This window comes from Alteriqipengyuania flavescens (assembly GCF_030406725.1).
In the GTDB taxonomy this organism is placed as follows: Bacteria; Pseudomonadota; Alphaproteobacteria; order Sphingomonadales; family Sphingomonadaceae; genus Alteriqipengyuania_B; species Alteriqipengyuania_B flavescens.
The window spans coordinates 1,696,691-1,713,076 of the sequence record NZ_CP129107.1 but is presented as its reverse complement, the minus strand read 5'-3'; the positions used below and the strand labels follow the sequence as shown (position 1 = coordinate 1,713,076).

At 65.9% G+C, this 16,386-nt stretch carries 21 protein-coding genes; 9 read left to right on the top strand and 12 right to left on the bottom strand.

What is annotated here, in order from left to right; translation table 11 throughout:
• Nucleotides 1-35: 35 nt before the first annotated feature.
• The 3 genes from QQW98_RS08955 to QQW98_RS08945 form a co-directional block, all read right to left on the bottom strand.
• Nucleotides 36-1,946, bottom strand: a complete 1,911-nt coding sequence (locus QQW98_RS08955; RefSeq protein ID WP_290134622.1) for a M1 family metallopeptidase — start codon at nt 1,944-1,946, stop codon at nt 36-38.
• A 127-nt stretch (nt 1,947-2,073) separates the two neighbouring features.
• Nucleotides 2,074-2,739, bottom strand: coding sequence for a potassium channel family protein (locus QQW98_RS08950; RefSeq protein WP_290134621.1), 666 nt, complete (start codon nt 2,737-2,739; stop codon nt 2,074-2,076).
• A complete protein-coding gene (locus tag QQW98_RS08945) occupies nt 2,729-4,057 on the bottom strand; it encodes a TrkH family potassium uptake protein (RefSeq protein WP_290134620.1) in 1,329 nt (442 codons plus the stop codon). Before QQW98_RS08945 ends, QQW98_RS08950 begins: the two co-directional genes overlap by 11 nt.
• 153 nt (nt 4,058-4,210) lie before the next feature.
• Here QQW98_RS08945 and QQW98_RS08940 point away from each other — a divergent pair, with 153 nt between their 5' ends.
• Nucleotides 4,211-4,444, top strand: a complete 234-nt coding sequence (locus tag QQW98_RS08940; RefSeq protein WP_290134619.1) for a hypothetical protein — start codon at nt 4,211-4,213, stop codon at nt 4,442-4,444.
• A 61-nt stretch (nt 4,445-4,505) separates the two neighbouring features.
• Here the strand turns inward: QQW98_RS08940 and hemF are convergent, their stop codons facing one another.
• Nucleotides 4,506-5,363 (bottom strand): oxygen-dependent coproporphyrinogen oxidase, encoded by an 858-nt coding sequence (gene hemF / locus QQW98_RS08935; protein WP_290134618.1) that lies wholly within the window; start codon nt 5,361-5,363, stop codon nt 4,506-4,508.
• 45 nt (nt 5,364-5,408) lie between these two features.
• On the opposite strand from hemF, the gene pdeM reads away from it, so the two are divergent.
• Both pdeM and infC read left to right on the top strand, forming a co-directional pair.
• The gene (gene pdeM, locus QQW98_RS08930; RefSeq protein ID WP_290134617.1) at nt 5,409-6,113 is read left to right on the top strand and encodes a ligase-associated DNA damage response endonuclease PdeM; all 705 of its coding nucleotides are present in this window, start codon (nt 5,409-5,411) and stop codon (nt 6,111-6,113) included.
• 97 nt (nt 6,114-6,210) lie between these two features.
• The gene (gene infC / locus QQW98_RS08925) at nt 6,211-6,732 is read left to right on the top strand and encodes a translation initiation factor IF-3 (protein WP_290134616.1); all 522 of its coding nucleotides are present in this window, start codon (nt 6,211-6,213) and stop codon (nt 6,730-6,732) included.
• 63 nt (nt 6,733-6,795) lie between these two features.
• Here the strand turns inward: infC and QQW98_RS08920 are convergent, their stop codons facing one another.
• A complete protein-coding gene (locus QQW98_RS08920; RefSeq protein WP_290134615.1) occupies nt 6,796-7,455 on the bottom strand; it encodes a hypothetical protein in 660 nt (219 codons plus the stop codon).
• A 247-nt stretch (nt 7,456-7,702) separates the two neighbouring features.
• Here QQW98_RS08920 and QQW98_RS08915 point away from each other — a divergent pair, with 247 nt between their 5' ends.
• The 4 genes from QQW98_RS08915 (at nt 7,703) to QQW98_RS08900 (ending at nt 10,927) form a co-directional block, all read left to right on the top strand.
• Complete coding sequence (locus QQW98_RS08915; protein ID WP_290134614.1) at nt 7,703-7,984, top strand: anion permease; 282 nt, start codon at nt 7,703-7,705, stop codon at nt 7,982-7,984.
• Between the two features lie 182 nt (nt 7,985-8,166).
• Nucleotides 8,167-9,480 carry a cystathionine gamma-synthase family protein gene (locus QQW98_RS08910; protein ID WP_290134613.1) on the top strand — a complete coding sequence of 438 codons (1,314 nt, stop codon included), beginning with the start codon at nt 8,167-8,169 and terminating at the stop codon, nt 9,478-9,480.
• Between the two features lie 3 nt (nt 9,481-9,483).
• Nucleotides 9,484-10,389: an ATP-grasp domain-containing protein gene (locus QQW98_RS08905; RefSeq protein ID WP_290134612.1), complete on the top strand. Its 906-nt coding sequence runs from the start codon at nt 9,484-9,486 to the stop codon at nt 10,387-10,389.
• Nucleotides 10,390-10,555: 166 nt separating this feature from the next.
• A complete protein-coding gene (locus QQW98_RS08900; protein WP_290134611.1) occupies nt 10,556-10,927 on the top strand; it encodes a hypothetical protein in 372 nt (123 codons plus the stop codon).
• A gap of 39 nt (nt 10,928-10,966) precedes the next feature.
• On the opposite strand, the gene QQW98_RS08895 is transcribed toward QQW98_RS08900, so the two are convergent.
• Nucleotides 10,967-11,503 carry a J domain-containing protein gene (locus QQW98_RS08895; RefSeq protein WP_290134610.1) on the bottom strand — a complete coding sequence of 179 codons (537 nt, stop codon included), beginning with the start codon at nt 11,501-11,503 and terminating at the stop codon, nt 10,967-10,969.
• A 148-nt stretch (nt 11,504-11,651) separates the two neighbouring features.
• Here QQW98_RS08895 and QQW98_RS08890 point away from each other — a divergent pair, with 148 nt between their 5' ends.
• Entirely contained in the window at nt 11,652-11,825 is a 174-nt protein-coding gene (locus QQW98_RS08890) for a hypothetical protein (RefSeq protein ID WP_290134609.1), read from the top strand.
• Here the strand turns inward: QQW98_RS08890 and pal are convergent, their stop codons facing one another.
• From pal to QQW98_RS08875, 3 genes are all read right to left on the bottom strand, one after another.
• Nucleotides 11,826-12,353, bottom strand: coding sequence for a peptidoglycan-associated lipoprotein Pal (pal, locus tag QQW98_RS08885; RefSeq protein WP_290134608.1), 528 nt, complete (start codon nt 12,351-12,353; stop codon nt 11,826-11,828).
• Between the two features lie 61 nt (nt 12,354-12,414).
• Complete coding sequence (tolB, locus tag QQW98_RS08880) at nt 12,415-13,812, bottom strand: Tol-Pal system beta propeller repeat protein TolB (RefSeq protein WP_404800792.1); 1,398 nt, start codon at nt 13,810-13,812, stop codon at nt 12,415-12,417.
• A gap of 2 nt (nt 13,813-13,814) precedes the next feature.
• Nucleotides 13,815-14,117, bottom strand: a complete 303-nt coding sequence (locus QQW98_RS08875; protein ID WP_290134606.1) for a cell envelope integrity protein TolA — start codon at nt 14,115-14,117, stop codon at nt 13,815-13,817.
• Between QQW98_RS08875 and QQW98_RS08870 the strand changes: the two genes are divergently transcribed.
• Nucleotides 14,089-14,712 (top strand): hypothetical protein, encoded by a 624-nt coding sequence (locus QQW98_RS08870; protein ID WP_290134605.1) that lies wholly within the window; start codon nt 14,089-14,091, stop codon nt 14,710-14,712. The genes QQW98_RS08875 and QQW98_RS08870 overlap by 29 nt on opposite strands.
• On the opposite strand, the gene QQW98_RS08865 is transcribed toward QQW98_RS08870, so the two are convergent.
• From QQW98_RS08865 to QQW98_RS08855, 3 genes are read right to left on the bottom strand one after another with little or no spacing between them, the layout of a single operon-like run.
• Nucleotides 14,695-15,144 (bottom strand): ExbD/TolR family protein, encoded by a 450-nt coding sequence (locus QQW98_RS08865; RefSeq protein WP_290137054.1) that lies wholly within the window; start codon nt 15,142-15,144, stop codon nt 14,695-14,697. The two genes, QQW98_RS08870 and QQW98_RS08865, sit on opposite strands and share 18 nt — an antisense overlap.
• Entirely contained in the window at nt 15,144-15,851 is a 708-nt protein-coding gene (gene tolQ / locus QQW98_RS08860; RefSeq protein WP_290134604.1) for a protein TolQ, read from the bottom strand. Before tolQ ends, QQW98_RS08865 begins: the two co-directional genes overlap by 1 nt.
• The gene (locus QQW98_RS08855; RefSeq protein ID WP_404800789.1) at nt 15,848-16,312 is read right to left on the bottom strand and encodes a YbgC/FadM family acyl-CoA thioesterase; all 465 of its coding nucleotides are present in this window, start codon (nt 16,310-16,312) and stop codon (nt 15,848-15,850) included. Before QQW98_RS08855 ends, tolQ begins: the two co-directional genes overlap by 4 nt.
• Between the last annotated feature and the right edge of the window lie 74 nt (nt 16,313-16,386).

Here is a 16,386-nt window from a genome sequence, read left to right as displayed (position 1 = left end):
AAAACGCGCCCCTTGAACCGAGAAGGGCGCGCCCGCTAGCTGCCGTTCACGATCCGGTCCACGGTGCCGGTGGTTACCGCGTGGTAGCTGGGCCGGGTCCGGGCATAGATCCGCCGCGCGATCGGCTGGCCCCATTCGCCTTCGCCCATCAGAGTGGCGAACAGCGGGGCCACGAACTTGCGCCGGCCGACATTGGCGAGGAACGTCTCCGTCCGCGGCACGACGGCGTCATAGCGATTGGCGAGCGCAAGGTTGAGCCACAGGAAAAGCTCTTCGTTGTTCGTGCCCTGGGTCAGGCCCAGCGACCGGTCCATCCGGGCCAGCCCTGCAGCGTCGATTTCCTGCGGCAGGCCGCGCAGGTAACGCTGCCTCTCTGCCGAATTCCAGCTCGCCCAGCGTGCCGACGCGACGGGTCCGCTCGCCGGATAGGCGGCAACCGCCGCATCCACTTCGGCAAAGGCATCCGCCGCGGGGCGGGCGACGTTGCCCGGCAGGCCGGGGCCGTAGACCCATTCGTCCAGCATCAGCCGCTCTTCCAGCGCCGCATCGCCCCGCACCAGGTTGGCGCGGATATCGGCCAGCATCATCGCACTGGTCGCGGGCTCGAACGCATGGCGGTCGAACCAGCTTTCCAGCCATGCGTCGAACCGCTCGCGCCCGACGATGCTTTCCACCGTGCGAAGGAAATAGGCGCCCTTGTCATAGATGATCGCGCTGCCGACCGGGTCGACGTTCTCCGGCTGGTAGAGCGCCGTGCCCGGCGCATTGCCGACTTCGGCCAGCGTGTCCTCGATATTGGCGAAGGCGAGCGCGGCTTCCTGTTCGGCGCGCTCCTTGCCGTAGAGTTCTTCGAGAATGCGGTTCTCGAAATAGCTGGTCACGCCTTCGTTCAGCCAGCTGTCGGCCCACACGGCATTGGTGACGAGGTTGCCCGACCAGCTGTGCGCCAGTTCGTGCGCGACGAGGCCGTTGAGGCTCTTGTCGCCGGCGATGAAGGTCGGCGTCAGGAAGGTCATCACCGGGTTTTCCATCCCGCCATAGGGGAAGGCCGGCGGCAGGACGATCATGTCGTAGCGGCCCCAGCGATAGGGGCCGTAAAGCTTCTCCGCCGCCACGACCATGCGTTCCGTATCGGCGACTTCGGCGGCTGCGGCATCGAGCATGGAGGGTTCGGACCACACACCCGTACGGTCGCTCAGCGCGCGGAATTCGATGTCGCCAGCGGCGATCGCGATGAGATAGGGCGGGACCGACTTGTCCATTTCGAAGCGGAAAGCGCGGCGGCCGTTGCCAAGGTCCTCTGGCGCGCCTTGCGCGATCCCGCTCATCACCACGGTCAGGGGCTTGGGCGCAGTGATGCGCGCTTCCCACGTCTGCCGGATGCCGGGGCTGTCCTGCGTCGGGATCCAGGTGCGGTTGAGGATCGCCTGGCCCTGGCTGAAGAGATAGGGATGCTCCCCGCCCGCTGTCTGCGCCGGGCTCAGCCATTGCAGCGCCTCGGCATTCTCCGCCGCGCGATAGGCGATGCGGACCTGGCGCGCGTCGCCCATGCGGATGGTCAGCGGCGCGCCCTTGCCCCCTTCGGCGACCATCGCGCCGATCTCGTAATCGAGCGCGTTGCCCGCCCCGTCGGTGACCAAGTCGATCCGCAGCCCGTTGCTGTCGAGCACGATAGCTTCCGCTTCATCGCGCGCAGCGATGTCGAGCACGGCCGTACCGCCGAGCGACTTGCCCGCGAAATCGAGCGCGAGGTCGAGCGCGACGTGGGTCACACGGGCGACCTGCGGCTGCGCGTAGCTTGAGCTATCGACCGCGTCCGCGCTCGTCAGAATCGGCGCGACCATGTTCGGCTCGCCCACATTCGTCACCGTGTCCATCGGCATCGTGGTGCAAGCGGTGCCGGTCAGGAGCAGGGCTGCAAGCGGCAAGGTAAAAATGGGGCGCATGGGTCGGTCTCTCCGGGAAATTCGAATGTCGTAGTTCGCTTAACGGCCAGCGGCTTACGGTGCGCTGAAGCGCCTGTCGATGGCGTTATGGGCCGATGAGGTTGTGGGGGGGCCTTCGGTGCGGGCGTCAGCCGCCGCAGCGGGCGAAGCCTTCGATATCGGCGATGCGGCCCGATACGACCAACTCGTCGTCCGGCAGGATCAGCGTGTCGGGCGTCGCGTGGAGGAAGTCTTCCCCCGCCCGCTTCACGCCGACCACCGTCACGCCGAACCGGCTGCGGCATTCGCTCGTCACCAGCGGCAGGCCGACGATGGTGGCGGGCGCCGCCAGCCGCGCAATCGCGAATTCGTCGCCGAACGCGATGAAATCCTTCAGCCGCTCGTTCAGCAGATGCGCCACCCGCTCGCCCATCCGCTGTTCGGGGAAGACGACGTGGTGCGCGCCGGTCCGCTCCAGGATGCGGCCGTGCTTGTCGTTCGTGGCCTTCGCCCAGATCGACTGCACGCCGAGATCGGACAGGGCGAGCACGGTCAGCACGCTCGCTTCGATATCGGTGCCGATGCCCACCACGGCGGAGCGGAAGGTGGCCGCGCCCAGCTTCTCCAGCGTGGCCATGTCGGTGGCATCCGCCTCCAGCACCTGCGTCAGCGCGCCTGCGTTTTCCTGCACCAGCGCGGGATCGCAATCGACCCCCAGCACCTCGTGCCCCATCCGCTCCAGCGATCCGGCCACGGCGCTGCCGAAGCGGCCGAGGCCGATGACGAGGACGGGTTCGCGCTTGTCAGCCGACAATGGGGTTCTCCTTCGGGAAACGATAGGGCCGTTCGGACGAGCCTGTAGCCAACGCCGTCGCCACCGTAATGGTCCCGACGCGGCCGACGAACATCAAAATGCACAGGACGACTTGCGAGGAAACCGGCAAGTCGGCGGTGATCCCGGTCGAAAGACCGACCGTCGCAAAGGCGGAAATCGTCTCGAACAGCACCTCGTATATCCGCAAGGGCGTCGTCGCGAGGATGAAAATGCTCGCCGCCGTGACCAGCAAGACGGCCATGACGGCGATGGCCAGCGCCTGCCGCTCGACGCGCTGTTCGATCCGGCGCCCGAACATCGCGGTGTCGCGCTCCCGCCGGATTTCCGACGCCACGGCAGCGGCCAGCACGGCAAAGGTCGTGACTTTGATGCCGCCGGCAGTCCCCGCACTGCCGCCGCCGATAAACATCAGGCCGTAGTTCAGGATATAGGTTTCCTGGTGGAAAGCGCCCACGTCGAGGCTGTTGAAGCCTGCCGTACGCGGCATGACCGCATGGAAGGCGGCATTCAGCAGCTTGGCGCCGGTCGACATCGGGGCCAAAGTTGCCTCGTTCGACCATTCCATGGCCAACATGCCCGCAAATCCGACGAGGAGGAGCGCGATGGTCCCCGCCACGGTGATCTTGCTGTGCAGCGAATAGCGCCGCCAGGCGAGGCCGTGGGCGCGGATGTCCTGCATCACCGGGAAACCCAGCGCCGTGATGATGACGGCCAGCATGATGGGGACAAGGATCGCGGCGTCCGACTGGTAGGACATCACGCTGTCGGAAAAGCTGGAAAATCCCGCGTTGTTGAATGCGCTGACCGAGTGGAACACGCCGTGCCACAGCGCCTGTGCGAACGGCATGTCGTAAGCGAGCGCGAAGCGGGCTGTCAGGATGGCGGCGATCACGGCTTCCGCGACCAGGGTGATGGTCAGCACCAGCTTCAGCACCGACCGCGCATCGCCCACTTCCAGCCGGTCTCGTTCCACCTGCGTCGCCATCCGGTCGCGCAGGCCGAAGCCGCGCCCCGCGATCAGGCCGAACAGTGTCGCCGCGGTCATGATCCCGAACCCGCCCACCTGGAACAGCAGCAGGATCACGCCCTTGCCGAAGGGGGACCAGTACGTGGCGGTATCGACCACGATCAGCCCGGTCACGGCTACTGCGGAAGTGGAGGTGAAGAAGGCCGTCGACAGCGCGGCCTGCGTCCCGTCCGCCGTCGCGATGGGCAGCCACAGCAGCAGCGTGCCGATCGCGATCGCCGTCATGAACAGCAAAGGAATCAGCCTGACCGGGTTGCGCAAGAACCGCATGGTTTCGCCCATAGCGAAATCGGTCAGCGGCGCATCCGTTATTTCGTGTCCCGCCGCCCCTAGTGCGCATGGACTAGCTACATCTGTCCTACAGACGCCGGCGCACACGCCGCATTACGTTCAACGCCTCTGACAACCACAAGGGGAGTTACCATGAACAACGTCACCAAGCGCGCCGGCATTGCCTTTGCGGCCCTCGCAGCACTTGCACCGTCCTTCGCTTCTGCGCACGACGTCTACGTGTCGTGCAACCAGTATTCCGGCGAATGCGAAATCATCGAGTGCAGGGACGTCCCCACCGAGCCGAGCGGCCTGCCCGGTTACGAAAACCCGTTCCCGAGCACGACCGAAGTCTGCTCCTCGGTCGGCACGTTCGGCGGTTTCTGACCCCCGCAGGCGGGCGCGCCGGACTCGTGTCCGGTGCGCCCGCCCTGCCCAGCCTTGCCGCCTAGTTCCAGCTGGCTTCGGGCGGCAGGCTCATCAGGATGGCGTCGATATTGCCGCCGGTCTTGAGGCCGAACAGGGTTCCCCGGTCGTAGACCAGGTTGAATTCGGCATAGCGGCCGCGCCATTCCAGCTGCCGGCGCTTGTCCGCCTCGTCGAAGCTGGCTGCCATGCGCCCGCGCACGAGCTGGGGATAGATGTCGAGGAACGCCTCGCCGACATCCTTCGTGAAAGCCAGATTGCGCTCGAACGCGGCCGCGTCGTCGCATTCCAGGTGGTCGTAGAAAATCCCGCCCACCCCGCGGTGCACGCCGCGGTGGGGAATGTAGAAATAGTCGTCCGCCCACTTCCTGAACCGCTCGTAATAGGTCGGGTTGTGGGCCGCGCAGGCCGCGCGCAGGCGGGCGTGGAAGGCCTCCGTGTCCTCGGCATAGGGGATCGGCGGATTGAGGTCCGCACCGCCGCCGAACCACGACTTGCCGGTGGTCAGGAAGCGCGTGTTCATGTGCACGGCGGGCACGTGCGGGTTGGCCATGTGGGCAACCAGGCTGATTCCGGTGGCGGTGAAGCCCGGATTATCGGCGCTGGCGCCATTCACCTGCCCGGCGAACTCGGGCGAGAAATTTCCGTGCACGGTCGAGACGTTGACGCCGACCTTTTCGAACACCTTGCCTTTCATCACCCCGCGCACGCCGCCGCCGGGATTGTCGTTGCCCTCTTCCTCCCGCGCCCATTCGGCATAGTCGAATGAGGCATCGGAGCCGGCTTCACGCTCGATGGTCTCGAACTCCCCGCAGATGCGGTCGCGCAGGGTTTCGAACCACGTGCGCGCGGTTTGCGTCCAGTTGTCGGTATCGGTCATGGCATGCCACTTGCCATCGCTGAAACCTTGCGGCAATAGCCGGTCATGGTTCCCGTTTCGTTCGCCCCTTTCGAATTTGCCGGTGAAGAGCTCGTCCTGACCGAGGGGCGCACGCTCTACTGGCCGCGCGAACGCGCGCTGCTGGTGGCGGACCTGCATCTCGAAAAGGCGAGCTTCTACGCCACGACCGGGCAGTTCCTGCCGCCATACGACAGCCGCGAGACGCTGGAGCGCCTGTCGGAGGAAATCCGCCTTACCGACGCGCGGCGGGTCATCACGCTGGGCGACAATTTCCACGACAGCGCGGGCGTCGACCGGCTGGAGCCGCATGCCGCGGGCATGCTCGCGGCGCTGACGCGGGCGACCGACTGGGTGTGGATCACCGGCAACCACGATCCGCAGCTGAAGAAGAAACTGGGCGGGACGCTGGCGAAGGAAGTGGAGCTCGGCGGCTTCATCCTGCGGCATATCGCGCGGAAAGGTGAAACCCGGCCCGAGATTTCCGGTCATTTTCACCCGCGCCTGCAGTTGAAGATTCGCCGCCGGGCGATCCGCCGGCCCTGCGCGGTGGTGGCGCGCAGGGCGGACGGCGCGCGGATCGTCATGCCGGCCTTCGGCGCGCTCACCGGCGGGATGGATGCGGGCGATCCGGCGATCCTGAAGGCGCTGCAGCCCGCCAATACCATCGACGCGGTGGTGCCCACCCGTGGCAAGCTCGCCACATTTCCGCTGTGGCGTGCGGCTGCCTGACCTGCGCCTACTAGCGCGGCGGGGGATTAGCCCCTACATGGAAGGCTGATTTCAACGAGTCACAGGAGAAAGACTTATACCTCGTCCCCCCCGGCGTATGAACACGCCCCCCGTTAAGAGCGGGCCCCGCTTCGACAATTTCATCCAGTCAGACAAGGTTCGCGTGATCGACGATCAGGGCGAGAACCTGGGCGTGATGTTCACGCGCGAAGCGATCGAACAGGCCGCCGCAGTCGGCCTCAACCTCGTCGAAGTTTCACCCAATGCGGACCCGCCGGTCTGCAAGTTCCTCGATGTCGGCAAGCACCGTTACGATGCCCAGAAAAAGGCCAACCTGGCGCGCAAGACGCAAAAGACCCAGGACATCAAGGAAGTGAAGATGCGCCCGAACATCGACACGCACGACTACGACGTGAAGATGCGCAACGTGGTGAAATTCATCGAGAACGGGGACAAGGTCAAGGTCACGCTGCGCTTCCGCGGCCGCGAGATGGCGCACCAGAACCTGGGCATGGACCTGCTCAAGCGGGTTCAGGACGACACGACCGAAATCGCCAAGGTCGAAGCATTCCCCCGCCTCGAAGGCCGGCAGATGCTGATGGTAATCTCGCCGAAATAGGCCGGTGCAAGACCGAATAAGGAAAAGGGCGCCGCACCGGGCGCCCTTTTTTGTTTGTGAAGGTTACTCGACCCGGAAGTCGAGGACAGTCATGCGAGCGGGGCCGGTCGCGTAGACGCCGTGCCCGCGGCCGCCGCGCGAACCGAGGGTGAAGCCGACCGCGCCGGTATTCCGCAGGGCCGCCTGGAACGCGCGCGGACTATTCTTGGCATAGGACCTGCCGACCGCTTTCCAGTTCTCGTCGAGCGAAACGGTGACCGTGTGTGTGCCGCGCGTCAGCGGCATCATCTTTGCCGGGGGCGAATACCAGCGATACGCCTCGTACTCTCCGCGCCCGCTCCAGTTATCGCCGCGACGCTGGAAATGCAGCGACAGCATCGCCGCTTGCCGCGGATTTTCGCGCGGCACGATCCGCGTTCCCGCATCCATGTCGATCCGATAGCGCATCACGATCCGCCGCGCGCCTTCGAGAGAGCCCGGGTTGAAGGTCACGTAATGAACGTGCCCGTCCCGCTCGGTCGGACCGGGCAGGTCGATGGCGATGTTCGACCCCGACTGCATCGGGTGACGCGGCATGCCGACCGAATAGTTCCGCCCCTGCACGATCGGTCCGATGGTCCACGCCTGCGCCTGCGGCGTTCCGGGCGCGGCTGCGGTTGCGGGCAAGGCGGCACCGCACAATGCGAGCGAGCCGGCGGCGGCAATGGCGATATTCCTGAACATGATGCCTTTCTAGCCCTGGTGCGCTTGAGCGGTCCTGAACGCGGCTGTTGCCTGACAGCAAGCTTGCGCCTGGCCACGCGAACCCTGACGTGGCGCGCAATGGGGGAGTTCCGGTAGTGACGGCGGGCAGGATCGGTCTGGTGGCGGGAGCGCTGGTGCTCGCATTCACGGCGTTCGTGCCCGCACCCGCGGGCCTGTCGCAGCAGGCCTTCATCGTCGCCGGCCTCGTCGTGCTGATGGCGGCGTGGTGGATGACCGAGGCGATGCCGTCGCCACGGCAAGCGCCATCATCCCCATCGTCGCCAGCCTGGTCGTCGCGCTGGGCGCCGATCCGATGCTGCTGGCGATGCCCGCCGCCCTCGCCGCCAGCTGGGGCTTCATGCTGCCCGCCGGGACCGGTCCCAATGCCATCGCATGGTCGACCGGCAACATCCGCATCGGCCGGATGGTGCGTGCCGGCTTCGTCCTCGACCTGTGCGGCATCGCGCTGATCGTCGCGGTCTGCTTCGCCGCCGCCGGGCTGAGCTGACCGCAGCGGCGCAAAAGCCTGCCATTCCGGTTGAAATCGGTACCCGCCGGCGATAGTCGCTGCCGGCGACCGCACAGCCTGGCGGAGATGCGTTCCTGCGGAGGTTAGGATCGCCAGCGCCCCGGGCCGCGCCCGATCCGGCTCCTGCCTTCCTGGGAGCGACCGTTACAGGAAGCACCGTCATGACCGACGCCATCGACGCCACCGACAAGCCCACCCCGCGCCGCAATCCGAAGCCCGAAGTCGGCAAGCTGAACGGCCGCCAGATGAAGCCCGCCACGCTGATGATGGGGCACGGATACGACCCCGCCCTGTCCGAAGGCAGCCTGAAGGCGCCGATCTTCCTCACCAGCACGTTCGCGTTCGAGAATGCGGCGGCAGGCAAGCGGCATTTCGAAGGCATCACCGGCCAGCGCCCCGGCGGCGCGGAAGGCCTGGTCTATTCCCGCTTCAACGGTCCGAACCAGGAAATCCTGGAAGATCGGCTGGCAGTCTGGGACGGCGCGGAGGATGCGCTGTGCTTCTCCAGCGGCATGACCGCGGTAACCGTGCTGATGCTGGCCTATTGCAGCGCCGGCGACGTCATCGTCCATTCCGGCCCGCTCTACGCCGCGTCCGAAGGGTTCGTGTCGAAAGTCCTGTCCAAATTCGGCGTCACCTATCTCGACTTTCCCGCCGGTGCCACGCGCGAGGAGCTGGACGATGTCCTCGCCAGGGCGAAAGCGCAGGCCGACGAACAGGGCGGCAAGGTCGCCATGGTCTATCTCGAAAGCCCGGCCAACCCGACCAACGCGTTGGTGGACGTGCAGGCGGTGCGTGATGCGCGCGATGCGGCGTCACTCGAGTCTCCCATCGCTATCGACAACACCTTCCTCGGCCCGCTGTGGTCGCGCCCGCTCGACCACGGGGCGGACATCGTGGTCTACTCGCTGACCAAGTATGTCGGCGGCCATTCGGACCTCGTCGCAGGCTCCATCGCCGGCGCCAAGAAGTGGATGGACCCGGTCCGCGCGCTGCGCAACACGATGGGCGGCATCGCCGATCCCAACACCGCGTGGATGCTGTTGCGCAGCCTCGAAACGGTCGAACTGCGCATGCAGCGCGCGGGCGAAAATGCCGCGAAGGTCTGCGAATTCCTGCGCGGGCGCGACAAGGTGGAAGGCCTCGGCTACCTCGGCTTCATTTCCGACGCGCGGCAGAAGGACATCTACGACCGGCACGATCTGGGCGCCGGCAGCACATTCAGCCTGTTCATCAAGGGCGGGGAGGAAGAATGCTTCCGCTTCCTCGACGCGCTGAAAATCGCCAAGCTGGCCGTCAGCCTCGGCGGGACCGAAACGCTCGCCAGCCACCCGGCCAGCATGACGCATCTGTCCGTGCCGCATGCGCGCAAGCAGGCACTCGGCATTTCCGACAACCTCGTGCGCATTTCCATCGGGATCGAGGATGCGGACGACCTGATCGCAGATTTCGACCAGGCGCTGGGCGAAGTCTGACACATGGCGGCCCGAATCGGCTTCCTTGCCTGTCCGGGCACGCTTCCCGCCTCGCCCGAACGGCGCAGCGACGCCTACGAACACGACCGGCAGGTGGATGCCCTGCGCCCCGCGCTGGCGGACCGCGGGTTCGAGCTGGTGGAGATCGACTGGGCTGCGCCGCTCGATCAATTCGAGGGCCTCGCGCTGGTGATGCTGGGCACGGCGTGGGATTACCAGGACCGGCTGAAGGAATTCCTGACCCGGCTAGAGGCGTTGGAAGCGCGCGGCATCGCGGTCTGCAATCCGCCGCAGGTGGTACGCTGGAACGCCCGCAAGACCTACCTGCAGGACCTGGCGGAGCGCGGCGCGGCGACCGTGCCGACGCTGTGGCTGGACGATGCCTCGCGCGGCGATGTCCTGTCCGCCTTCGATCGTTTCGGAACGGACCGCGTCGTGGTGAAGCGCCAGGTGGGCGCCGGCGCGCTCGGCCAACACAGCTTTACGCGGGACGATCCGCCTGCTGCCGGCTGGACGCTCGGCCATCCGGCGATGATCCAGCCTTTCCTTCCCGCCATCGCGGAAGAGGGCGAATACAGCTTCGTCTTCGTCGGCGGCGCTTTCAGCCACGCGATCCTGAAACTCCCGGCGGCGGGCGATTACCGAATCCAGTCCATGTTCGGGGGCATCGACACCGCAATCGAGCCCGCCCCGGCCGACCTTGCCGCGGCCGAGGCCGTGCTCGCCAGCCTGCCCTTCGACGACCTGCTTTATGCCCGAATAGACATGATCCGCGCGGGCGGCACGCTGGCAGTGATGGAAGCGGAACTGATAGAACCGTTCCTCTATCCGCTCGAAGGGCCGGGCCTCGGGACACGCTTCGCGGAGGCCCTAGAGAAAACCCTGGAAACAAAAGTTTACTATCAGTAGGAATCAATCTATAGGATACACGCTTATCCGCATAGGCTCAGATTGACCTCTACATTTGCGGTTATTTTTATCAAGCCAGAGGCGCGCGATGTCTATCCCAGCTTCCGTATCGTTGCTAACGTCAATTCTTGGTTTCAGTTTATTCGCTGTATTCGATGAACCTGAAGTGGGTGACTATTTCAACTCATCTAACAGCGAAAACTTCCGAGGATGGACGTCGGCAGGGGGCGGATTGACGGAAAATCAAATGCGTACATACGAGGTCTTCTACCGCGAAGACCTTTTCATACTGAGCCTGAATGAAATTGTTACGCGGCGCCAAACTGGAGGCGTTGAGGTAGTGAAAATTCTTTCTACTACGCGGACCTCGATCAAAGAGGGAGAAGTGTGGACAAATTGCTATTTTGCAGGAACGATGGCTTCACTTTCGTTTTATAACGAAGACACCAACACTGTTCGTGGCTTTTTCCCTGTCGGAGACGGCTTCGAAGAGCGCGAATGGATAGCGGGCCCGGACGACTGTTACATGGGTGAATAAGACGACGCCTCGCTGAAGGTGCCGTCCTAAACCTACTGGTCACGAGCCGCGCCACTCGCGGCGTTCCTCGGCGGCTTTCAGGACTTCGTAGGCCACGCTCACGGCCTGGAATTGCTTCGCCGCCTCCGCATCGCCGGGCTTCACGTCCGGGTGCACTTCCTTGGCCTTGGCGCGGAAGGCCTTCTTGATGTCGGCGAATTCGACATGGGGTTCCAGTTCCAGCACCTCGAGCGCGCGCATCTCGTCGGCGCTGCGGGTGCCGTCTCCGCTGCCGCCCCAGCCATAATGCGCCGCTTCGGCATAGCCCGCATTCTCCGCCTGTTCGGCGCTGGCGCGCTTGGCCGCCTCTTCCTTGTCGAGGCCTTCGAAATAGTCCCAGTCCTTGTTGTATTCCGCTGCGTGGCGCTGGCAGAAATACCACCGGTCGGGGCTGTTCGGGCTCTTGGGAGCGGGGCAATCGCCCTTCTCCTCGCACCCGTGGCGGTCGCACAGGCGCACGGTTTCCGCCTCGCGACTGGCTTCGTATCCGCGCCAGCGGGGGAAACCCCAGTCGTTGCTGCGGCCCTTAGCGGCCATGGTCGTGCGTGCGCCTCATTTCACGGGCCGAGATAGGGGACAGGGAGCGAAAGTGCCACCCGGAGGGGGAACTTAACCCGCAATCAAGGTTTCAAAGTGCAATGTTGCAGTTGCACAATCCAGCTGCGATCCCGAACTGCAAGAGATGATGAGCAAGCAACTCGCCCTGTCCGCCGCCGCGTCGGTCTTCGCCATGTCGGCCTTTGCGCTGTTCGCACCGCATATCGCGGGCGACGGCAAACGCGGGGCCGCGCCCGCTTTCCTGCAGATCGAAGCGCAGGCGCCGGACATCCCGGCGCCTGCGGACTTCTTCAGCCGCTGATCAGTTGACCACCACGGTCACGGCACGGCGGTTCTGCGCCCAGGCCGCCTCGTTCGAACCGAGCGCGACCGGGCGTTCCTTGCCGTAACTGACGGTGCGGATGCGCGCGGCGCTGATGCCGAGGCCGACGAGGTAATTCTTCGCCGCATTCGCGCGCCGTTCCCCCAGCGCGAGGTTGTAATCGCGCGTGCCGCGTTCGTCGGCATGGCCTTCCACCGTCACGGTGACGTTGGGATACATGCCGAGATAGCGCGCCTGCGTCTGCAGAGCGGCGGCATCGGCGCTGTCGATGTTGTAGCGGTCGGTGTCGAAATAGATCACGTTCTGCCCGCTCACGCCGGCGACGAAATGCTCCTGCGTGCCGGGCTGGGCGACGCCTGCAGTGTCGTCGCCATAGTCCGGCATGCCGCCATTGTCGGTCACGGGGGGCAGCGGTTCGGGCGGCAGTTCCTTCGGTTCCTTGGACGCGCAGGCGGAAAGCGCCAGCGCGCCGGCGGAGGCGATCAGGATGGTATGGAAACGTGTCATCGGCATAACTCCAAAGAGCCGTTGAGTTGGTTTGCGACCCAAACTCGAAAACAGAAATCGATCATGGCAGGACCGGTCCCCAGGCGGGGTCGGACGCGCCCACGGGCGTCGGCAGGCGGCGTTCGTTGCGGCCCGTCAGGTCGACCTGCCACAAGGCCGCCTCGCCCGAACCGCGCGCGGTGCGGAAATACTGGATGATGCGGCCGTTGGGCGCCCAGGTCGGCGCCTCGTCCTGCCAGCTGTCGGTCAGGTAACGCAGGCCGCGGCCCTGCGGGCTCATCACGGCGATACGGAAATTGCCGACGATGTGGGTGAAGGCGATCTGGTCGCCGCGCGGGGACCATTCGGGCGTTGCCGCACGGCCACCGAAGAAGGTGATCCGCCGCTGGTCGCTGCCGTCGGCATCCATGACATAGACCTGCTGGCTGCCGGACCGGTCACTTTCGAACACGATCTGGCGCCCGTCGGGGCTGTAGGAGCCGCCGACATCGATCCCCGGCGCATCGGTCAGCCGTGTCCAGCTGCCGCCGCTCGCGGGCACGGAATAAATGTCCGTGTTGCCGTTCACCGCCATCGAGAACAGGATCGTGCGCCCGTCCGGCGACCAGCGGGGGGCGAAGGTCGGGTTGCCCGTTTCCGCGACCAGCGTCTGCTTGCCCGAGCCGATATCGTAAATGTAGATGCGCGGATTGCCGTCCTTGTACGACAGGTACACGATCTGCCGGTAATCGGGCGAATAGCGCGGGGTCAGCGCCGTGGTGCTGCCGCTGGTGATGAAGCGGTGGTTGGCCCCGTCGCTGTCCATGATGGCGAGCCGCTTCACGCGGTTATCCTTCGGCCCCGTTTCGGCGATATAGGCGATCTTGGAATCGAAGAACGGGCTTTCGCCGGACAGGCGCGAATAGACTAGGTCGGCGCATTTGTGCGCCGCGCGCCGCCAGTCGCCGGGCTCCACCACCCAGCCTTCGCGCACAAGTTCGTTCTGCAGCGCGACATCGTAGAGGTAGCAGCCGACCGTCAGCCGCCCGTCGCCGCCGGCGCGGACATAGCCCTGCACCAGCATTTCCGCATCGCGGCCCTGCCAGGTAGGCCAGCTCGGCGCGGTGATCTGCGGATATGTCGGACGCGGCAGGCCGGCCGGGCCGGTGGGTTCGAACAGGCCGTTGAAGCGCAGGTCGTTATAGATGACGTCGGCGATCGCATTGCCGAGCGCGGTCGTGTTCCCCGGCCCCGCGGCGGTCGAAACTTCCTGGTTGGTCGCAAAGGCCGGGATGGCGATGCCGAGGTTTTCCCAGTCGCTGGTATCGGTGACGGTGACCGACAGGCCATCGTCATCCTGCCCGGCGTCCGAAGCTTCGATCGGCGTGCTGGTGGCAGGCCCATCCTGCGCGGCAGCCGTCAGCGGCGCGGCGAGGCCGAACACGGCGGCAAAAGCGGTTGCGAACAAAACAGTCTTCATCGTCATAGCCTTCTGTCGAAATTCGACGTCACGGTCTTCCAACCGTCATAATATTGCTCGGGCAGGTTGAACGGCGCGGCGAGGCGCACGGCACGGATGGCGCGCTCGCAATGCGCATCTTTCTGGGCGCTGTTCGAGGCATTCACCCCGGTGGTGCTGATACAGCGCGGCGAACCCGACAGGCTGCCGTCGCGATTGAGGCTGAAGCGTACGCGCGTGACCAGCAGTTCGACGTCGACGCCTTGCGGCGCGCTCCAGTGCGGGCGCAGCTGCCGCGTGATTTCCGCCGCCAGCGAATTGCGCACCGCCGGTCCGATCTCGGCCGCCTGCGTGCCGGAACTGCTGCTGCTCTGGCTCGTCCCCGAACCGTTGCCGAACGCGCCGTCGAAGCCGGTTTCGCGGCGGGACGAAGGCGTGGGCGTCGGTGCGCTACGGCTGGCTCGGGAAGATGGCGTCGGCGTGGAGCGAGGCGTCGGTGTCCGGGCCGACGCGCGCGAAGTGGGGGTCGGCGTCGGCGCGGGCCGCCGCGTGGCGCGGCTGGTCGGCGCCGGAGAAGGTGTCCGTGTCGGGCGCGCTGCGGGCGTCGGGGTCGGCAACGGCGCGGGCGTGAAGCTGTCGGGCACGCTGGCCGGCGGCGTATCCGGAAGGTTCGAGCTGGAAGGCGGCGCCATCGCGGCTTCGGGCACCGGATCCGGCGCGGTCGAGGTCAGACCGACATCGGTCGACAGGGTCACCACCACCGGCTTCGGCTTGATCTCCGGCACCGGCACCGGCTGCTCGCGCGTCATCAGGACCCACGCCAGCGCGACATGGGCGACCGCCGCGACGCCGAGGCCGATCCGTTCTTCGCGCGTGATGCGGGCGAATGCCATGATCAACCGGCTATGGCTCGACCGATGAACCGACGGTGACCAGCGAAATGCTGTTGAAACCGGCGCGGTTGAGTTCGCCCATCACCGCCATCACCCGGCCATAGTCGAGCTGCTTGTCCGCCCGCAGAGTGACCTGCGGCGGGCCGCCCCCGCCTTCGCGCGGGATGCCGGCCAGCGCCACAGGGAAGCCGCCCACCGGCACCCGTTCGTCGCCGATGAAGATGTAGCCTTCGCTGTCGAGCGAGATTTCGATCTGGTTCGCTTCCTGCTGCCCCAGCGCGTTGGCGCGGCTGTCGGGCAGGTCGATCGGCACGCCGGTGGTCAGGAGCGGCGCGGTGACCATGAAGATGATCAGCAGCACCAGCATCACGTCGACCAGCGGGGTCACGTTGATCTCCGCCATCGGCGCGCGGCGTCGCCCCCTGCCCGGGCGCGAATGGGCGTGCATCCCCATCGCCATCAGCGGGTCTCGATCTCGCGGCTGAGCGTCGCGTGGAAGCGGTCGGCAAAGCGTTGCAGCCGGGCCTCGAAGGAATTCACCCGGCCGGAAAAGCGGTTGTAGGCGATGACCGCCGGGATGGCGGCAAACAGGCCGATGGCGGTGGCGAACAGCGCTTCGGCGATGCCCGGCGCGACCACGGCGAGCGAGGAGTTCTGCTGCGCACCGATCTGGAAGAAGCTGTTCATGATGCCCCAGACGGTGCCGAACAGGCCCACGAAAGGCGCGACGGAACCCAGCGTGGCGAGGAAGCCCAGCCGGTCGGCCAGCGTATCCGCCTCTGCCGCCACCCGTGCGCCCATCGCAGTCGCCATGCGTTCGCGCGCGCCGTCACGATCGACCGCGCCCTTGCCGGTGGAGCGCTTGAATTCGCTCATGCCGCTGCGGGCCACGCGGGCGCTGGCGATATCACTCTTGCCGCGCAAATCGGGGATCTGCCCCTCGGCCTCGCTTTCCCAGAAATCCCGCTCGAACCGGGTGTTGGCGCGGCCCATCCTGCCGATACGCAGGGAGAAGCCAATGATGATCGCCCAGCTGACAACGCTGGCGATCAGGAGCAGCGCCATGACCACCTGCACCACGATATCGGCCTGCAGGAAAAGTTCGACCGGATCGAGCCGGGTCGGGGCCGCCGGGGTGGCTGCGGCGAGGAAGTTGGTCACGTTCATTGCTGGCTTTCTTCGTCGAGGATCCGGGTAAAGGCTTCGCGCCATTCGGCGGGCTGGCGGCGCGGGCGGCCATTGGGCGCGACGAAGCCGATGCGCAAGCTCGCCTCCGCCAGCACCTCGCCCGCGCGCGTCGCGACCTGCGCCATGGTGACGCTGGCCGCGCCCATCGCGGTGCAACGCGTTTCGATCAGCACGTCGTCGTCCAGCTTGGCGGGCCGCTTGTAGGCAAGCTGCACGTCGGCGACGGCATAGGCCCCCTCGCCCGCCTCGATCGCGGCGCGCTGGTCGATGCCGAGCATGCGCAAGATGTCCGACCGGGCGCGTTCGAACCAGCGCAGGTAATTGGCGTGATAGACGATGCCCGAAAGATCGGTGTCCTCGTAATAGACCCGCACCGCATAAAGGTGGCGCGCGCCGTCGAAGACGCCGGAAGGGGGGTTGGGCAACACGCCCTGTCCCATAGCGGAGCGCCGAGTCGCTCGGCAAGCAGGGTTAACGTGAGGGCCGCGCTTTTAATCGAACGACAGCGTCGGTT

What these genes read in the sequence shown, in the direction of transcription:
- hemF (WP_290134618.1), bottom strand. Translation starts at nt 5,363, where the DNA reads ATGACCGATACCGACAACTGGACGCAAACCGCGCGCACGTGGTTCGAA.
- QQW98_RS08920 (WP_290134615.1), bottom strand. Translation starts at nt 7,455, where the DNA reads ATGTTCAGGAATATCGCCATTGCCGCCGCCGGCTCGCTCGCATTGTGC.
- pal (WP_290134608.1), bottom strand. Translation starts at nt 12,353, where the DNA reads ATGACACGTTTCCATACCATCCTGATCGCCTCCGCCGGCGCGCTGGCG.
- infC (WP_290134616.1), top strand. Translation starts at nt 6,211, where the DNA reads ATGAACACGCCCCCCGTTAAGAGCGGGCCCCGCTTCGACAATTTCATC.
- QQW98_RS08945 (WP_290134620.1), bottom strand. Translation starts at nt 4,057, where the DNA reads ATGCGGTTCTTGCGCAACCCGGTCAGGCTGATTCCTTTGCTGTTCATG.
- QQW98_RS08940 (WP_290134619.1), top strand. Translation starts at nt 4,211, where the DNA reads ATGAACAACGTCACCAAGCGCGCCGGCATTGCCTTTGCGGCCCTCGCA.
- tolB (WP_404800792.1), bottom strand. Translation starts at nt 13,812, where the DNA reads ATGAAGACTGTTTTGTTCGCAACCGCTTTTGCCGCCGTGTTCGGCCTC.
- QQW98_RS08910 (WP_290134613.1), top strand. Translation starts at nt 8,167, where the DNA reads ATGACCGACGCCATCGACGCCACCGACAAGCCCACCCCGCGCCGCAAT.
- QQW98_RS08890 (WP_290134609.1), top strand. Translation starts at nt 11,652, where the DNA reads ATGAGCAAGCAACTCGCCCTGTCCGCCGCCGCGTCGGTCTTCGCCATG.
- QQW98_RS08905 (WP_290134612.1), top strand. Translation starts at nt 9,484, where the DNA reads ATGGCGGCCCGAATCGGCTTCCTTGCCTGTCCGGGCACGCTTCCCGCC.
- QQW98_RS08865 (WP_290137054.1), bottom strand. Translation starts at nt 15,144, where the DNA reads ATGGCGATGGGGATGCACGCCCATTCGCGCCCGGGCAGGGGGCGACGC.
- tolQ (WP_290134604.1), bottom strand. Translation starts at nt 15,851, where the DNA reads ATGAACGTGACCAACTTCCTCGCCGCAGCCACCCCGGCGGCCCCGACC.
- QQW98_RS08895 (WP_290134610.1), bottom strand. Translation starts at nt 11,503, where the DNA reads ATGGCCGCTAAGGGCCGCAGCAACGACTGGGGTTTCCCCCGCTGGCGC.
- pdeM (WP_290134617.1), top strand. Translation starts at nt 5,409, where the DNA reads ATGGTTCCCGTTTCGTTCGCCCCTTTCGAATTTGCCGGTGAAGAGCTC.
- QQW98_RS08955 (WP_290134622.1), bottom strand. Translation starts at nt 1,946, where the DNA reads ATGCGCCCCATTTTTACCTTGCCGCTTGCAGCCCTGCTCCTGACCGGC.
- QQW98_RS08855 (WP_404800789.1), bottom strand. Translation starts at nt 16,312, where the DNA reads ATGGGACAGGGCGTGTTGCCCAACCCCCCTTCCGGCGTCTTCGACGGC.